This is a genomic window from uncultured Brachyspira sp., from assembly GCF_910578695.1.
Lineage (GTDB): Bacteria > Spirochaetota > Brachyspiria > Brachyspirales > Brachyspiraceae > Brachyspira.
In genome coordinates this window covers 1-17,740 of the sequence record NZ_CAJTQJ010000030.1, presented here as the reverse complement: position 1 = coordinate 17,740, position 17,740 = coordinate 1, and the positions used below count along the sequence as shown (strand labels likewise).

General features: G+C 26.7%; 17 protein-coding genes. 10 read left to right on the top strand and 7 right to left on the bottom strand.

Annotated elements, in window-relative coordinates; genetic code table 11:
* Positions 1 to 261 precede the first annotated feature (261 nt).
* The 9 genes from QZ288_RS08645 (at position 262) to QZ288_RS08605 (ending at position 8,397) form a co-directional block, all read left to right on the top strand.
* Positions 262 to 696, top strand: coding sequence for a PTS sugar transporter subunit IIA (locus tag QZ288_RS08645; RefSeq protein ID WP_295157762.1), 435 nt, complete (start codon positions 262 to 264; stop codon positions 694 to 696).
* A 375-nt stretch (positions 697 to 1,071) separates the two neighbouring features.
* Positions 1,072 to 2,130: an L-ascorbate 6-phosphate lactonase gene (gene ulaG, locus QZ288_RS08640; RefSeq protein ID WP_295157759.1), complete on the top strand. Its 1,059-nt coding sequence runs from the start codon at positions 1,072 to 1,074 to the stop codon at positions 2,128 to 2,130.
* Positions 2,131 to 2,184: 54 nt separating this feature from the next.
* Positions 2,185 to 3,660: a PTS ascorbate transporter subunit IIC gene (locus QZ288_RS08635; RefSeq protein WP_295157757.1), complete on the top strand. Its 1,476-nt coding sequence runs from the start codon at positions 2,185 to 2,187 to the stop codon at positions 3,658 to 3,660.
* Between the two features lie 26 nt (positions 3,661 to 3,686).
* Complete coding sequence (locus QZ288_RS08630; RefSeq protein WP_295157754.1) at positions 3,687 to 3,995, top strand: PTS sugar transporter subunit IIB; 309 nt, start codon at positions 3,687 to 3,689, stop codon at positions 3,993 to 3,995.
* A gap of 52 nt (positions 3,996 to 4,047) precedes the next feature.
* Complete coding sequence (locus tag QZ288_RS08625; RefSeq protein ID WP_295157751.1) at positions 4,048 to 4,920, top strand: L-ribulose-5-phosphate 3-epimerase; 873 nt, start codon at positions 4,048 to 4,050, stop codon at positions 4,918 to 4,920.
* Positions 4,921 to 4,923: 3 nt separating this feature from the next.
* A complete protein-coding gene (locus QZ288_RS08620) occupies positions 4,924 to 5,619 on the top strand; it encodes an L-ribulose-5-phosphate 4-epimerase (protein ID WP_295157748.1) in 696 nt (231 codons plus the stop codon).
* A 30-nt stretch (positions 5,620 to 5,649) separates the two neighbouring features.
* Positions 5,650 to 6,288, top strand: coding sequence for a 3-keto-L-gulonate-6-phosphate decarboxylase UlaD (locus QZ288_RS08615; RefSeq protein ID WP_295157745.1), 639 nt, complete (start codon positions 5,650 to 5,652; stop codon positions 6,286 to 6,288).
* Positions 6,289 to 6,291: 3 nt separating this feature from the next.
* Positions 6,292 to 7,092, top strand: a complete 801-nt coding sequence (locus QZ288_RS08610) for a Cof-type HAD-IIB family hydrolase (RefSeq protein WP_295157742.1) — start codon at positions 6,292 to 6,294, stop codon at positions 7,090 to 7,092.
* 261 nt (positions 7,093 to 7,353) lie between these two features.
* Positions 7,354 to 8,397: a hypothetical protein gene (locus QZ288_RS08605; RefSeq protein WP_295157741.1), complete on the top strand. Its 1,044-nt coding sequence runs from the start codon at positions 7,354 to 7,356 to the stop codon at positions 8,395 to 8,397.
* Positions 8,398 to 8,519: 122 nt separating this feature from the next.
* On the opposite strand, the gene QZ288_RS08600 is transcribed toward QZ288_RS08605, so the two are convergent.
* Both QZ288_RS08600 and QZ288_RS08595 read right to left on the bottom strand, forming a co-directional pair.
* Positions 8,520 to 9,254, bottom strand: coding sequence for a ComF family protein (locus QZ288_RS08600; protein ID WP_295157738.1), 735 nt, complete (start codon positions 9,252 to 9,254; stop codon positions 8,520 to 8,522).
* Positions 9,254 to 10,045: a prohibitin family protein gene (locus tag QZ288_RS08595; RefSeq protein WP_295157735.1), complete on the bottom strand. Its 792-nt coding sequence runs from the start codon at positions 10,043 to 10,045 to the stop codon at positions 9,254 to 9,256. The genes QZ288_RS08600 and QZ288_RS08595 overlap by 1 nt, the downstream gene beginning before the upstream one ends.
* 193 nt (positions 10,046 to 10,238) lie before the next feature.
* Here QZ288_RS08595 and QZ288_RS08590 point away from each other — a divergent pair, with 193 nt between their 5' ends.
* Positions 10,239 to 11,168, top strand: a complete 930-nt coding sequence (locus tag QZ288_RS08590) for an alpha/beta fold hydrolase (protein ID WP_295157732.1) — start codon at positions 10,239 to 10,241, stop codon at positions 11,166 to 11,168.
* A 28-nt stretch (positions 11,169 to 11,196) separates the two neighbouring features.
* Here the strand turns inward: QZ288_RS08590 and QZ288_RS08585 are convergent, their stop codons facing one another.
* From QZ288_RS08585 to rseP, 5 genes are all read right to left on the bottom strand, one after another.
* A complete protein-coding gene (locus QZ288_RS08585; RefSeq protein WP_295157729.1) occupies positions 11,197 to 11,493 on the bottom strand; it encodes a DUF2314 domain-containing protein in 297 nt (98 codons plus the stop codon).
* A 57-nt stretch (positions 11,494 to 11,550) separates the two neighbouring features.
* Complete coding sequence (locus QZ288_RS08580) at positions 11,551 to 13,962, bottom strand: TIGR03960 family B12-binding radical SAM protein (protein WP_295157726.1); 2,412 nt, start codon at positions 13,960 to 13,962, stop codon at positions 11,551 to 11,553.
* Positions 13,963 to 14,045: 83 nt separating this feature from the next.
* Entirely contained in the window at positions 14,046 to 14,651 is a 606-nt protein-coding gene (locus tag QZ288_RS08575; RefSeq protein WP_295157723.1) for a hypothetical protein, read from the bottom strand.
* A complete protein-coding gene (locus QZ288_RS08570; protein ID WP_295157722.1) occupies positions 14,648 to 15,976 on the bottom strand; it encodes an AAA family ATPase in 1,329 nt (442 codons plus the stop codon). The genes QZ288_RS08575 and QZ288_RS08570 overlap by 4 nt, the downstream gene beginning before the upstream one ends.
* Before the next feature lie 126 nt (positions 15,977 to 16,102).
* Positions 16,103 to 17,467 (bottom strand): RIP metalloprotease RseP, encoded by a 1,365-nt coding sequence (rseP, locus tag QZ288_RS08565; RefSeq protein ID WP_295157718.1) that lies wholly within the window; start codon positions 17,465 to 17,467, stop codon positions 16,103 to 16,105.
* Positions 17,468 to 17,740: the final 273 nt, after the last annotated feature.

Genomic DNA, 17,740 nt, shown 5'->3' with positions numbered 1-17,740 from the left:
AATCTGGAATATTTATTTTTCTTACGCAAATATATAATTCCTGTTTATAAATATAATTTACATTATTATATATATAACCTATTTATATTAAAATAGTTATAATTTCAACTACTTATTATCGGAATTTATACATATATATGTTAAAATATTGATATTTATTTTTTGAAACTATTTAGGTACATAAAAAATAACAATTGACAAATAATAAAAATAAAAGTATAATATTTTAAGAATTAAAAGTTTATTATTTTGGAGCTGTATATGTTAAAAGAACTTATTAGAAATAAAATAGATATAGTTGATAATGTGAATGATTGGGAAGAGGCTGTAAGAAAGGGAGCAGAACTTTTAATTGAAAACAGATGCATAGAGCCTAGATATGTTGATTGTATTATTAATAATATAAAGGAAAAAGGACCATATATTATACTTGGCGACGGAATGGCTATGTCGCATGCAAGACCTGAAGATGGGGTTATAAAAAATGGAATTACTCTTTTAAAAATTAAAAATGGTTTTGATTTTGATGAAAAAAATAGAATTTTTCTGCTATTTACATTAGCTGCTGAAAATAATGATAAGCATCAGGATTTAATGGGAGAAATAGCTGATTTACTGAATGAAAGCGAAAAAATTAAAAGAATAATGTATGATGAATTAACTGATTTAGAAATATACGATATAATATTACAGTGATATATATTTTTTAATAATTAAATTAATATATATATTTATGCTGTTTCTTTATTCTATAACTAATATTATTGATTATATAATGTTCTATAGTTTAAATATTTATTTTATTTTTTATAACATTAATATATTTTATTAACAAAATAACATTAAATTAATGTATTAATACTCTGCTTATTAAAATATAAATAATATTTTAAAAAATGAATAAGTTTTTATAACAAAAAACTTTTATCATAAAAAATAGCATCTGAATTTTTGTATATTATAAAATTGAAATAAATTATAAAATCTATTATACTTAATATAGTATGAAATTTTGCTGTCTTCTGCATTTTATACGTTAATTATAAAGATAATCAGGCATAGGAGGAGAGTATGAGTAAAATTGATTCAATTACTAGAGAAGGCTGGATATTAGACAGTTTTCCAGAATGGGGAACTTGGCTTAATGAAGAGATAGAAGAAGAAATTGTAGAACCTAATACATTTGCTATGTGGTGGCTTGGATGTGTAGGTATTTGGATAAAAACACAGGAAAATACTAATTTATGTATAGATTTATGGTGCGGTAATGGGAAAAGAACAAAGAAAACTAAAAATATGGTTGCAGGACATCAAATGGCTAATATGGCAGGCGTAAGAAAACTGCAGCCCAATCTTAGAGCCTCACCTTTTGTTATAGATCCTTTTGCAATAAAAAAATTAGATGCCGTATTATCAACTCATTATCATAATGATCATATAGATATAAATGTTGCTGCTGCTGTTATGAAAAATATTAAAGAGCCTATACCTTTTATAGGTCCTAAATATTCTGTAGAAAAATGGATTGAATGGGGCGTTCCTGCTGACAGATGCATAGTTGTAAAGCCCGGCGATTCTATAAAAATCAAAGATACTGAAATAATAGCTGTAGATTCTTTTGACAGAACCTGCTTAGTAACTGCCCCTCCTGATGATTTAAGAAATACTGTTCCTGAAATGGATACTAAAGCTGTAAATTATATTATTAAAACTTCAGGCGGAAATATATATCATAGCGGAGATTCTCATTATTCTATATATTTTGCTAAACACGGCAAAGATTTTGATATTGATGTTGCTTTAGGCTCTTACGGAGAGAATCCTATAGGCATAGCAGATAAAATGACTTCTGTTGATATTCTCAGAATGGCTGAAGCTTTAAGATGTAAAGTTGTTATACCTATACATTATGATGTATGGACTAATTTTATGGCTGATACAAGAGAAATAGAAATGCTTTATGAAATGAAAAAAAACAGACTTCAATATAAATTTAAGCCGTTTATATGGGAAGTAGGAGGAAAATATGTTTATCCTAGAGATAAAGATTTGACTCAGTATCATCATCCAAGAGGCTTTGATGACTGCTTTGAATATGAGCAGAATATTCCTTTCCGCTCTATGCTATAATTATAATTAATTATAATTTATATAAAATAATTAAAATTTTAAGGAGATGATGATATGGAAATTTTATTAAAAATATGGACATATATCGCACAGAACATACTTACGCAGCCTGCATATTTTATAGGCTTTATAGTATTAATAGGATATATTCTTTTAAAAAAGCCTTGGTATGAATCTTTAGCAGGCTTTTTAAAAGCTACAGTAGGATACTTAATACTTTCTGTAGGTTCAGGAGGACTTGTAAATAATTTCAGACCTATACTTGTAGGGCTTAAAGATAAGTTTAATCTGCAGGCAACTGTTATAGATCCTTATTACGGACAAAATGCCGTTCAGTCTGCAATGGAGGCTATAGGAAAATCTTTTTCTCAGGTAATGCTTTTGCTTTTGATAGCATTTATTTTTAATATTATTTTGGTTGCCTTTAGAAAAGTTACAAAAATACGCTCTATATTTACTACAGGAAATGTACAGATACAGCAGGCAGCTACAGCTTTTTGGCTGATATTTTTCTGTTTCCCTCAATTAGGCGATACTCCTATACTTATAATAATGAGTATACTTCTTGGCTTATATTGGGCTGTAGGTTCTAATTTGACAGTAGAAATTACGCAGGATTTGACTGAAGGCGGCGGATTTTGTGTTGCTCATCAGCAGATATTCGCTTTAAAAATATTTTCTACTATAGCTGAAAAATTAAAAGGAAAAGGGGACAGTAAAAAATTAGAAGATATTAAATTACCAGGCTTTTTATCAATTTTTAATGAAAATATGGTATCTACTTCTATATTAATGTTGGTATTCTTTGGAATAATATTAATAACTTTGGGAAGAGATTATTTAATAGCTAATAATTTTATGAGACAAAATCAAAGTTTCTTTTTCTATACATTAACTACAGCTTTAAATTTTGCTGTATATTTGGCTATACTTCAATTAGGTGTTAGAACATTTGTTACTGAATTAACACAGTCTTTTCAGGGAATATCTACAAGACTTCTTCCCGGAGCTGTTCCCGGCATAGACTGTGCTGCTACTTTCGGCTTCGGTTCTCCAAATGCTGTTACTATAGGCTTATTATTTGGTGCGGCAGGACAATTTCTAGCTATTATTATATTAATGCTTATGAAAAGCCCTGTTTTGATAATAGCAGGATTTATACCTGTATTTTTTGATAATGCAACTATAGCAGTATTTGCAAATAATAGAGGCGGTATTAAGGCAGCATGCATACTTCCTTTTATATCAGGATTATGTCAGGTATTCGGCTCTGCTTTTATATCCTATTGGGTAGGACTTGCTGCTTACGGCGGTTATTTAGGTATGTGGGATTGGGCAGTATTATGGCCTTCATTCACAGTTGTTATGAAATATTTAGGATTTGCAGGTGTGGGTATTATAGTTATAGTATTAATAGCCATACCTCAAATACAGTATATGAGAAACAAAGATACATATTTCTTAATTACTGATGATTATGAGGCTTATAAAGAAAAAATGAAAGAAAAACAACAAAAAGCAAATGCTTAAATATTTTATTTTAAGGAGATATTATTATGCTAAAAGTTTTAGTTGCTTGTGCTAATGGTTCTGGTACTAGCTTGATGATGAAAATGACTGCTGAAAAGTCTCTTAAGTCATTAGGTATTGATGGGGCAAATGTTCATCATTGTGCTTTATCTGAGGGTAAAAGTACAGCTATTAATTATGACTTGGTATTTTGTCCTTTAAATTTTATTGATATGTTTAAAGATGCAATTGAAAAGGGTGTAAGAGTTATTGGAATTAAAAATGTTCTATCCGAACCAGAGTTTAAACAAAAACTTAATGAATCTGGATATTTAGAGGATTTAAAAAATAAATGATAATTTTTATAATAGGGAAATATTAATTAATTATTTCCTTATTTTTTTAATTATGCAGGAGGGTGCTGTTATCAATAATTTATTTGGAATATATGAAAAAGCATTAGGAAAAAATATATCATGGCATCAGAGATTATTAGATGCTAAAGAATTAGGATTTGATTTTGTAGAAATATCTATAGATGAAACTGATGAAAGACTTAAAAGATTAGATTGGAGCAAAAAAGAAAGAGAAGATTTAGTAAAATCTATATTTGAAACAGGTATAAAAATACCTACTATGTGTTTCAGCGGACATAGAAGATTTCCTATGGGAAGCAAAAATTCGGATACCAGAAAAAAAGCTATGGAGCTTATGGAGAAAGCCCTCATATTTGCAGGCGATATAGGTATAAGAATAATACAATTGGCTGGCTATGATGTTTATTATGAGAAAGGAGATGAAGAGACAAAGCAGTTATTTATAGAAGGATTAAAAAAATCTTTGGAAATGGCTGCTAAATATCAGGTAATGCTTGCTATAGAAATTATGGATACTCCTTTTTTGAACTCTATAACTAAATTTTTGGAATATGATAAGATTTGCAATAGTCCTTGGCTTACAGTTTATCCTGATTTAGGTAATTTAACTGCTTGGGGAAATGATGTTGAAGAAGAGATAAGAAAAGGAATTCATAAAATTACAGCAATACATATTAAAGATACTTTAGCACCTACAGAAAATTTTGAAGGAAAGTTTAAAGAAGTGCCTTTTGGAGAGGGCTGCGTAGATTTTGTAAAATGCTTTAAATTATTAAAAGAGCTTAACTATAATGGTACTTTTATGATTGAAATGTGGACTGAAAAAGCTGATAATCCTAAAGAATATGTTATAAAAGAGAAAAAATGGGTATTAGAAAAAATGAAAGAGGGAGGATTTTATTAAGATATGCTTGAAGAGTTAAAAAAAATAGTATTTGAAGAGAATCTTGAATTAGTCAAAAAAAAACTTGTAATATATACTTGGGGAAATGTAAGCGGACTAGACAGAGAATCTAAAGCATTCGCTATTAAGCCAAGCGGAGTTGATTATGATACAATGAAAGCAGAAGATATGGTGATTTTGGATTTAGAAGGAAAAAAATTAGAAGGAAAGTACAAGCCCTCTTCTGATACTGCTACTCATATAGAATTATATAAAGCATTTCCTGAAATAGGCGGTATAGTGCATACTCATTCAAGCTATGCTGTAAGCTGGGCACAAGCTAGAAAAGATATACCTGCTTTGGGTACAACTCATGCTGATTATTTTTACGGAGATATACCTTGTGCAAGAGCTTTAACAAAAGATGAAATAGAAGGGGAATATGAAAAAAATACAGGACTTGTTATCATAGAAACTCTAAAAAAGAGAAATATAAATCCTATGAATATACCCGGAATTATAATAGCTTCTCATGGTCCTTTTGCTTGGGGAAAAGATGCTAAAGAAGCTGTTTATAATGCTGTTGTTATGGAAGAGCTTGCTAAAATGGCATACAGAACTATACAGATAAACCCAGAAATAAAATCTGCAGAACAGTATTTACTTGATAAGCATTATTTTAGAAAGCACGGATCAAATGCTTATTACGGACAAAATTGATAATATTAATGATTTTTTAGGAGAAAAAATATGGCTGTACCTTTATTACAAATTGCATTAGATAATACTTCTTTAAGCGGAGCTTTAAAATCTGTTAAGGCTGTCGGAAATAAAGTTGATATTATAGAAGCAGGAACTATACTTTGTTTAGCTGAAGGAATGGAGGCTGTAAGATGTTTAAGGGCTTTATATCCGGAAAAAATAATATTGGCTGATACTAAATGTGCTGATGCAGGCGGTACCGTTGCTAAAATGTGTGCTGATGCAGGGGCTGATTGGATGACTGTTATATGTTCTGCTACAATACCTACTATGAAAGCTGCTTTAAAAGAAGTTAAAGAACTTCAAGTTGAGCTTTACGGAGATTGGACTTTTGATAATGCTAAGGCTTGGAAAGAAGCAGGCATTACTCAGGCTGTATATCATCAAAGCAGAGATGCACTTTTAGCAGGTCAAACTTGGTCTGATAATGATTTAGAAAAAATAAAGAAATTAACTGAAATGGGATTTAAAGTTTCTGTTACAGGAGGTCTTGAAATAGATACTTTAAAACTTTTTAAAGATATTGATGTATTTGCTTTTATTACAGGAAGAAGCATAAGAGATGCTGAAGAGCCTTCCAAAGAAGCTGGAAAATTTAAAGAAGAGATACTTAAATATTGGAGATAATTTTTGAATAATATTAAGCTTATAGCCACAGATTTGGACGGTACTTTATTAAATAATAATCATCAAATAAGTGAATATAATAAAAGCATTATAAAAAAAGCAGCTGAAAGAGGTATAAAAATAATATTATCTACAGGCAGACCTACTTCAGCAGCTTTTAAATTTTTATGCGAACTAAATATAGATACTGAACTTATATCATTTAATGGGGCTGTTATAACAGATAAGAACTATAATATTATATATCAAGAGAATTTAAATGCTTCTATAGGAAAGGAGCTTATAAATATTGCTGAAAAATATAATATATATCATCAGGGCTTTTTAGCAGATAGATGGAATATAGGTTTTTATGATGAAAGATGGATAAATTTTTATATATCAATAGCAAAAATAGATAATTATACTATCGGCTTTGATAATATAGAAGATTTTTCTTTCAGTAAATTTATGTTTATAGGCGAAAATAATTTATTAAAAGAGATAGCTGAAGAATTAAATCAAACTTTTGGAAATAGTATATATTATACATTTTCAAGACCTGTTTATTTGGAAGTTCATAGTCCTAATGTTTCAAAAGCTAAGGCATTAAGCTATTTAGCAGATAAATATAATATTTCTTCAAATAATATAATGGCTTTTGGGGATAATAATAATGATTTGGAAATGCTTGAATTTGCAGGCATATCTGTTGCTGTAGAAAATGCTGAGGATATAGTAAAAGAAAAATGCAGATATATAACAAAAACTAATGAAGAAGACGGAGTTGGTTATTTTATAAATCAGTATTTGGCAGAAAAATAGATTATAGTTTAATTTTTTCAATATAAATATAATTTTCTTTGAAAGTACTTAAATATATAAAAACATAATTTTTTTATATGTTTAAAATGAGTTTTATAAAAAAATAATATATATGATTTATAGTTAATTTTATTTTTTATGAAGCTTTTTTGCAATTTATATTTTTTATAATAGAGTATAATATTTTTTATTTCTTTTATAAAATAATTTTTTGACAAATTTATATTTTACTGATATAGTTTTAAAATTAGGAGTTTAATAATGCAAGTATTTCAAGAAAAACTATTGAAAGTTTTGGAAATGTATCAGAATGATTTTGATAATATAGTAAATAATTTTTTTGATGATAAAGAAAAATATAATTCTTTGATAGATAAATATTCAAATGATATTGAAGATGAAGTTGATAAAAATTATTTATTAAGGGCTAGACTTTCTTTTTCTATTATATATTACAAAAATTTAAATGCTTTAAATAAAGAAGCTGTAAAAAATATAATTATACATTTATTTAATGAAGAATTAAAAGACAGAAAAACTTCAAAGTATAAAGGCATAGGAATAGCATTAGAATCTTTAACATTTTTACTTAATAAATACAGTAAGGATAATAAGGATTTATTTGAAGAGGCAAAAAAAGCAAATACGGACTGCAGTATAGGATATGACAGCAATATAAAATTTGAATCTGATATAGAAAAATTAAGCATTCAATATTGTATGCATTATGCTTTGGAATTGGGTTTTAAAGATTTATATAATGAACTCATAGATATATGGAAATCAAGTATTGAAAAATGGGATAGAATTAATTTAGAGAGACTTAGAGATTTTGAAATTGAAATAGGAAATAAAGACGGAGAACTAGAATCTAATAAAAAACTTTACAGTCTTGCAAAAGATGATTATGATAAAAATAAACAAAATCAAATATTATCAAAAAAGTATTTATTTTATTTGGTTTCATATTTAAGCAGCTATATAGAAAATTTAATAAGAGCTTCAAAGTATGATGATGCTTTGAATACTATTTTAACAAACATTGAAGATATAAAAATAATTAATAATAATGCTTTTTATAATATTCATGCAGGATTATCAATAACAGATAATGCTTCAAAGATTATAATTAATACAGATATTAATGACAAAACCAAAGTATTATGGGAGTTTATAAAAATAGCCTTCATTAATGAGCATAATACATATTCAAAAACTATTTATGATAATTTTATTAATGCTGCTGATAAGATGAATGATTTAGAATTGAAAGAGAAAGTTTTAAAAGAGATTAAAAAAGATTAAATAAAAAAAATTCTTCTATATTTTAATACTTTTATAAATATTCTTTCTCAATTAAATTAGCTATTAAAAGCTATAAAGAAAAATTTTAAAGATGCTATGAATATAATTGACAGTATTGATATTTAGGTTCTAGCTGCAGTTAATACTCCTATTTTATTTATGCATTTTAATTTTTTAATCTCTTTTGAAATTTCATTTAAAGTACTTCCTGTTGTAAATACATCATCTACTATAAGAAGATTTATTTTTTCTGAATATTTATTATAATCATAATTTACAATGAATGCATTTTTTATCATATTTAGCCTTTCTGTTTTACTGTTTAATGAACTTAATGCTTTAGTCTCTTTTTTGCGGTATATAATATCATCTATTAATTTTATATTTATAATTTTAGATATAGTTTCTGCTATAATCTCGCTTTGATTATATCCTCTCTCTAAAAGCCTATTTTTTCCAAGAGGCACAAAACTTACAGCATCATAATTTTTAATATAGTCTTTATAATAATAGCTAAGCATAGCAGCAAAATCTTTGCAAATTAAATATCTATGAGAAAACTTCATTTTATGAATCAAATCTATTGTATGATTATTATAATAAAGCATAGATTTGCATTCATCGAAATAAAGTTCTTCATCTTTGCAAATACATATTGAGTTTTCGTTTTCTAAAACTTTACCGCATTTCTTACATCTTATATATTCATCTTTATGTATATAATTCAAATTTTTATTTATACAGTCAATGCATACATAATTCATATTTTCATTTTGCATTAACTCTCCGCATATTATACAATGATTAGGAAATATTAAAGATAATATACTATTTATAATATGCTTGTAAAATTTCATTATTTTACTTGTATCATAGGAGTAACTCCTGAACCTGAAACCTGAGGCATTTTACCATCCCATTTTTCTATATACATTCTCTGTATTAAAAGAGGAGTTAAAGATTCCTGCATTATTCTATTTGCTTCAGATATGCCTTTTGCTTTTGTTATTTCAGCTTCAGCTTCATATTTTACTTTTTCTAAATCATTTTGTGCAGTTAGTGCATTTTGCGAAGCTATTAATTTTCTTTCTATCGCCTGATCAAACTCATCAGAAAAATCATGCTCTATTATAGAACATGCTGCAACTGTAATTCCGTAATCTCTAAAATCATTCATAACTTCTTCTAAAAGTTCAGACGCCATTTCATTTCTTTTAGTTATAAATTCTTCTATAGTATATCTTGCAGAAACAGCATTCAAACTTTCTGATATTCTAGGATTAATTAATTTATTTCTATAATCAAGTCCGAATTTTTTATAAAGCTCTAAAACATCTGCCCCTATAGAATACTGAACATTTAAAGTCATTGATATTGTCTGCATATCTTTTGATGATACCGCATAAGTTTTTTCTACAGTTTGTTCTCTCACTTCCATAGTTTTTATTATATCTATAAAAGGAATTCTAAAATGAAGTCCGGGCTCTTCCTGAGATATAGCTTTGCCTAATCTGATTCTTATGCCTGCATCTCCTGTAGAAATTATTGTAACGCTTGAAAATATTAAAAAACCTATTATTAAAACTATAGGTAATATTATAATAAGAATTGAATATAATTTATTTGAATTAATATTTATAATTTTCATAAAAACTCCTTGAATTTACTAATAAATATTAAAATATAATTTTCTTTTTTGCAAGTATATCTATTTAGCTCTTTAATTATATGTTTTAAATATTGATAAATATTTATTGCATTAAGAAAAAAAATACTATATAATTTATTATCATTAATAATGCTGATAGTTTTTTTAAATATTAATTTTCGGAGTATTTGTTATGGAAATGCTTAATAGAGTTTTAATATCAAATGACGGTCATAAAATGTATACTTATCTTTTTATACCAGATGTTAAACCCAAAGCTATAGTACAAATAGTTCATGGCTTGGGAGAGCATGCTGGAAGATATAAAGAGATAGCAGAAAAGCTCAATAAAGAAGGTTTTTTAGTATGTGCAGATGATCATAGAGGATTTGGAAGAAGCACTGTAAGCAAGCATCAAATAGGTCATATTTCGGACAAAAACGGACATGAATTAATAATAGAAGATATGAAGCATTTAATGGTAAATACTAAAGCCGATTATCCTAATCTGCCTTATTTTATGATGGGTCATAGTATGGGTTCTTTTCTTACTAGGGGATTTTTAATTAAATACCATAAAGATTTAAATGGTGCTATAATAATGGGTACTAGAGGAAAACCTAAAGGAATAGAAAATTTTGGAAAAACTATAGCCAATATTCAAAAGACATTATTCGGCGGAAGAAAAAGGGCATATCTTTTAGATAAATTATCTGTAGGCGGTTATGGAAAAAAATACTTTCCTAAAGATCAATCAGATTTGGCATGGCTTACTTCAGATAAAGAAGAAATTAAAAAAGTACAGGAAGATGAATATTTTGCAGACAAGCCTGCAAGCATAGAAACTTATATACAATTATTTGAACTTATAGATAAAATTTCAAATAAAGAAAATTATTCTGCTATGGATAAAAATTTTCCTATACTTTTAATATCAGGCGATAAGGATCCTGTAGGAGATATGGGCAATGGCGTCAAATGGGTGTATGAAATGTATAAATCATTAGGCTTGAATGATATTAATATAAGCCTTTATAAAGACGGAAGACATGAAATACTTAATGATGTGCAAAGAGATGATGTTGCTAAAGAAATAATTGACTGGCTTAATAGTCATATATAGTAAATATTTACAAGTATTAAATAAAATATTAATATATATCAATAATATTTTCACTTTTAAAAACTACTTTATCCCCATACTTTATAGTTTTCAAATAATAAGGCTCATTATCTAATATGCCTGTAAAATTTTCTCCGTTTATTTCTGTAATTATAGTCCACATTCTTTCAGACATTATTTCTTTGTCATTATTCTCTTCAGTAAAAATTAATTTAACTAAATCATAAGCCTTTAAGGAATTAATATTTTCTTTGGAAGGAATGTCAAAACTATTTTTATATTCTTTATTTCTTTGTAATGCATTTTCCAAATAATATTTACTCATCAATACCTCTCATTTTTCAATAGCTTTTCATTTTATAGCTTATATACAAAACTCAAATTATATAAGTTCTAACTTTCTTATATTTTTTATATTAATATTATTTTTTGAAAGATAGCTTTTTATATCGCGTATTCTTATGGCTTTTTCATTACTTTCTAAAAGAGTTATAAGTAAATTATTATCTTTTTTTATAGCTAAATAATCGCCTTTTCTCTCTTCTTTTATTTTTAAATCTTCCTTGTTTAATAATATTTTTAATGCTTCTTCATCATTATCAGTTTCTATTTTGTAAACAGTATTTTTTGGAAGAGACTGAATATTTTTAGCATTTACAGGAGCAGATACTGCATTAATGATTTCTATGCCTATATGGGAAAGTAAATTATTAATTTTATTTTTTAATAAGTTTATATCTGCTAACTCAGTTAAACTAACTTCCATATATTCAGCCTCGCTTTCGCATGCAAATGGAATAGGCGGAGTAAATACTGCTTTTTCTAATGGATGAAAACCTTTGCTTAATGAAATGCTTGCCCCAGCTATTTTTAAAGCAGAAATCATAACACGGGATAAATCATGCATACCCAAAAGAGATGATATGCCTTCTTTTTTGAATTTCATTAATATTTTATAGTTTACAGCAAAAATATCCCTTTTCTTTAAAGTTTTTAATTCTTCAGCCATTTGAGTAAAGTTAGTATTTAAAACTTCTTTTTTGTACTTATGACAGTATTTTTTATAATCTATACCGCAGTTCTGACAATTTCCTGTAAAGCAGTAATCTGTAAATTTGCCGTTTTGAAATCTTTCATATTCTCTTTTAAAAAATGTCTTACTTACAAGGGTATCTATGCATTTCCAAGGCATATTTATTTTTTTACTTAATAATTCTTTAATAGTATATCCGCTTTCTTCTACTGCCAATTTCCAAATATCATATTTGAAATATTCTGCCCAAGCATCGAATCTGGCACCTTTCTTATAAGCCTTATAAATTATATCCCCTACTCTTTCATCTCCTCTCGATATTATGCCTTCAATCTCTGCCATTCTTGGAGGATGATATTTTACAGCAACTTTAGTACCCTTGAAATGATCGCGTACTTTTCCTATATAATAAATTGCTTCCTCATCTGTAAGCTGATTATTGTTTTCTAAAGGTGTATGAGGCTTTGGAATAAATACATTAATAGCCGCATTTATTTTTACTTTATTATTTGATGCTTTAATCATTTTTTCAAGTGCTTCTATTATATCATAAGCTTCTTTTTCAGGGTTATTAGTAAAACCTATCATAAAATAAATTTTTACTATTTTCCAGCCCATTTTTTGAACATCGGCTAGTATATTATATATGGCATCTTCGTCCATTGATTTATTAATTTTTTCTCTTAATTCACTGCTTCCTACTTCTAATGCAAATGTTAAACCTGTTTTTCTAAACTGTGCTATTCTGTCTGCAGTATCTTTATCAAATGAGTCTATTCTAAGAGAAGGCAGAGAAAGAGAAAATCCCTTATGTTCTCCTAATGTCTGCAAATATTCTATTAATTCTGCAATATGAGGATAATCATCAGCGGAAAGTGAAAATAAATTTAAAGTATTTGCTCCTGTAGCATCTAAAGATTCCATTGCTATATCAACAATTTTTTCTATAGTACGGTTTCTTACAGGACGGTATGTAATTCCAGCTAAACAGAATCTGCAGCTATGAGTACAGCCTCTTGCTATTTCAACTGATATTCTATTTTGTATGCCTTCAACAAGAGGTACTAAAGGCTTCTTCACATAAGGCATATCATTAATATTTTCAACGAATATTCTTTTTACATTTTCTCTTGGGTATTTAGGTACATAAGCATATTCTAATTTTGAAAGCTCTTTTAAAATATCATCTCTTTTAGCTTTGTTTTTTTTGAGATTATAAATTATATCTGCAAAGTTTTTCATCTCATAATCAAATTCCCCGAATAGAAACACATCAATAAAATCGGCTAAAGGAAAAGGGTTAAATACGCTTGGTCCTCCTGCTGCTATTATAGGAACATCATCTCCTCTTTCATCTCTATGTATAGGTATTTGACTTAATTCTAATACCTGAAGTATATTCGTATATATGAGTTCATATTGCAAAGTAAATCCCAAAACATCAGCATCTTTTACTCTGCTGAAAGTCTCTAAAGTATAAAGCGGTATATTTTTTTCTCTTAAAAGTTTTTCAAAGTCTTCTGCAACAGCATATACTCTTTCGCAGGAAGCATATTCTATGGAGTTAATAACTTCATAAAGTATAGAAAGCCCCAAATTGCTGATTGCTATTTCATACATATCAGAAAAGCACATAACAAATTTAAAAGGCATATTAGGTTTTATTACAGCATTTATTTCGCCGCCTAAATATCTGGTAGGTTTTATTATATTTTCACTTTTTACAAGCTCTAGTATTTTATTTTTCAAGTTTTCGCTCATTATACAGCTTTATCCTAATGTAAAAAATTAAGAGTTTATTATATAGCATAGTGAAAGATAATACAAATTATTATTTATAGTTTTTATTTTTCTTCTTCTTCAAATTCTTTGACAATATAGTTATTAAAATCATCTTTAGTAGAGAAATATGCTTCATTAAATAATTTTTCTTCTAATGAATATATATCATGAAGTTCTTTATTTTTATAATCTTTATAGTCTTCTTCTGTATCAGTAGAAAAATCAATCATAATATCTGTAATATCTTCTAATTCAGAACTTTCTACAGTTATATCTTTAGGGTTATAAACAACTATATATGACAGATATTTTTTATCATTAAAAAAGCCTAAATCTTTAAGAATATTAAATGCAGATTCTCCTTTATATAAAATATTTTTACCCTTAACAGCACCACTTTTAAATTCTATCAAATATATTTTTTTATTTTCAAATTTATATATAGCATCTACTGATTTTAATTGCTGACTATATTTTTTATATGCACAATATGCATCTCTTAAGTTTTCACATTTTATTACTAAAGAATTTGATTCAGTCATATATTGATTATTTGCTTCTGAATAAGAAGATTCTTTTAATGTTTTTATTAAGTTATATTCACTTTCTTTTGTAAATAAAATAGGAAATAAATAATCATGAATTTCTTTTAAAACTTTCTCTTTCATTCTTCACTTTTTGAATTATCAAATTCTTCTATTCTCATATTTCTTAATTTTTTTAAAGGATCTGCCATTTTTTTAAATATTATGTTTATATTATCATTAACATTATTTATAGTTACATTATTATTATCATCAGCTTCAGCAAAATAAAAATTTACTCTATTATGTATTTTATGCAGTTTAGAATATCCATTAATAGCTTCCAAAAAATAAGGGCTATGAGTTGTTATTGTAATTGTTAAATCTAAATATTTTTGTAACAATACTATAGTTTCTGCATATAATAATTGCCACTCAGGATGCAGATGTATTTCAGGTTCATCTAATACTAATAAATCTTTTTCTTTTAAAGAACCGTTTTCTAAAAGCATTCTAATTATAATAAAAGATTTTATTCCTGTAGATAGGTTTTCAAATCTAACCTTATCTAAATAATAAAATCCGCCTATAGAATTAATTTTTCCATTAACAGCATCATCAAATAGTTTCTTTATTTTGTTTAGAATTTCTTTATTTTTTACTGAATCTATAATATTTTCAAGCATATTATTAGTGTAGTCTTTTTTAAGTGTATTAATAAGTTTTTTTTCTGTAAGTGTATATCCATTAGAACTATTATTAATTTTATCAATAATAAAAGGATTATCTATATAATAAATATTATTATTAATATAAATTTGTTCACTAATATCAATACATTTATCATTTTTAAATTTGATATCAAATTTATTTTTTTTTATTTCTAATTCTAAGTAAGATATGCTATTTTCTTCATACAAATTATTAATTTGTGTATTAAATATATATGAAAAATATCTTGTGATTATTTCTTTCATTAATTCTTTATATGGAGTGTTAATTATTTTATGTATATTATTTATAATTTCATTAATTGTTTTATTATCTATTTTTAATTGTACATCATCCAATTTTTTAATCCATTGTGAATATAGTACATTAGAAGAATAATTAATAGAAGATAAATTATGTTTAACTATTTTGTTAATAAAATTTGTTATATAGTATTCTATTTCTTTATTGTTTACTATATGAGGATAATTTATTTTTTTTAAAAATTGATTGAAAATTTCATTAAAATAATCAAAATCTGTTATAACCAAAGTTGGTTTGATTATATTGGAAAATATGTTTGATTTTATTTCACTTTTGATTTTTTCTTCTATATTGAAATTTGATTCAAAAATAGCAAATAAAGCCTTACCTACAGTACTTTTTCCTGTATTATTATTTCCGCATATTACTGTAATTCCGCCTATTTCAATATCGGCTTCTTTTATTTTTGCTAAATTTCTTATTGAAAGTTTCATATATTTTATGTATTCTCTGTAAATTTATATATTTTAATTTGGTTATTTTTCTTAATACTTTATTGTATATTAATATAAAAGAGACTTACTAAAAAAGCAAGCCTCTTTTATGTTTATACTTAAATTTTATCTAAATAACTGGGTTATATCATTAATAGTAATGAATATTGCAAGCGTTATTAAGAAAGCAGCTCCTACAGCCTGTATTTTAGTCAATACTTTTCTGTCTATAGGTCTTCTCATAATAAGTTCTATAAATGAAAATACTATCATACCGCCGTCTACTACAGGAAGAGGAAGAAGATTCATAAGAAAAAGTATTAAACTTATAGTAGCAGTAAATGAAAGTATAGTTCTAAGTCTGTACTCTATATCAACAGAAATAACCTGCGAAGAGATTTGTATTATTCTGACAGGTCCTCCTAAATTTTCGCGTACTGATAATTTACCAGTGAAAAGAAGTTTAAGCCCATTAATATATGATACAATATAATTACCTGTTTCCTTGAATGCAGCAGGTATCGATTTAGGAAATGGTATTCCCTCAACTCTTTCTACTCTCATAGGAGTGCTGTCGAATTCTATTCCTAAACTTCCGTAAGTACCTAATTGTTTTGAATTAACAGGTCTTGGTATAGCCTCTCTTATAATCTCTTCTCCGTTTCTTAATATTGTTATATTTATTTTCTGATAAGCATTATCCATAACTATAGGTCTGAAATCTGCTATATTATTAGCATTCATTCCATTGATAGCTATAATTTTATCGCCTGCCATAAGTCCCGCCTCAGAAGCAGCAGAATCATTAATTACATTTTTTATTATAAGATCATTTCCAAAGTATAATCCTAATGCTCTCTCTCCGCTTAATGCCTTTAACATTTCAACAGAAGGTATTACTATGTTTAGAGATTCTCCGTTTCTGTTTAATGTGAATGTTATATTTTCAGAAGCCTTTTGTATAGCCTCATCATTTATAGTTTTTAATATATCATTATCAGATTCTACTTTTATTCCATTTATAGCAGTTATAGTATCTCCGCTTTGCAAACCATATTCATAAGCTAATGTTATTCCTGATTTTGAATGCATATATTTTCCGTCTTTGAATACTGATACAGTAGGCGAATATAAATCTACCCTTGAAGGAAGAGAAACTAATACAGTTAAAAGCAAAAAGGCAAATAGATAATTAAAAAAAGGTCCTGCAAAATAAACTATTATTCTTTTAAGAGGCGACATATTTAAAAAATCCCCTTCTTCTACATTTCCATCTTCAGATATTTCTCCTTTAAATTTGCAGTATCCCCCGAAAGGTATAGCAGAGAATCTAAAATCTATTCCTTTGATTTGTTTTTGTAAAAGTATAGGACCGAAGCCTATTGAAAAAGCCTCAGCCTTTATTCCAACCGCCAATCCTGCAAGCAAATGCCCCATCTCATGAACAAATACAAGTACGCTTAATAATATAATGGCACCTATCCAACTCATTTTTTACCTCCTACCAATTAATATTTATTATTATATTAATAATCATTACTAATAAGTATATATTTTATATAAATTTATTTCAACATATTTTTACAGCTAATGAAATATATTATATTATTTTTTTTAAATTTACAATTATTTTTTATTAGCAATATTTATTTACTTGAATATTTTTTTAATATACTAATATATACAATAGAAATATTATGCTTTGTAATTATTGGATTAAATAAAATTTTTTAAAGCTATAAACGAGCTGCTAATAACTTTAGT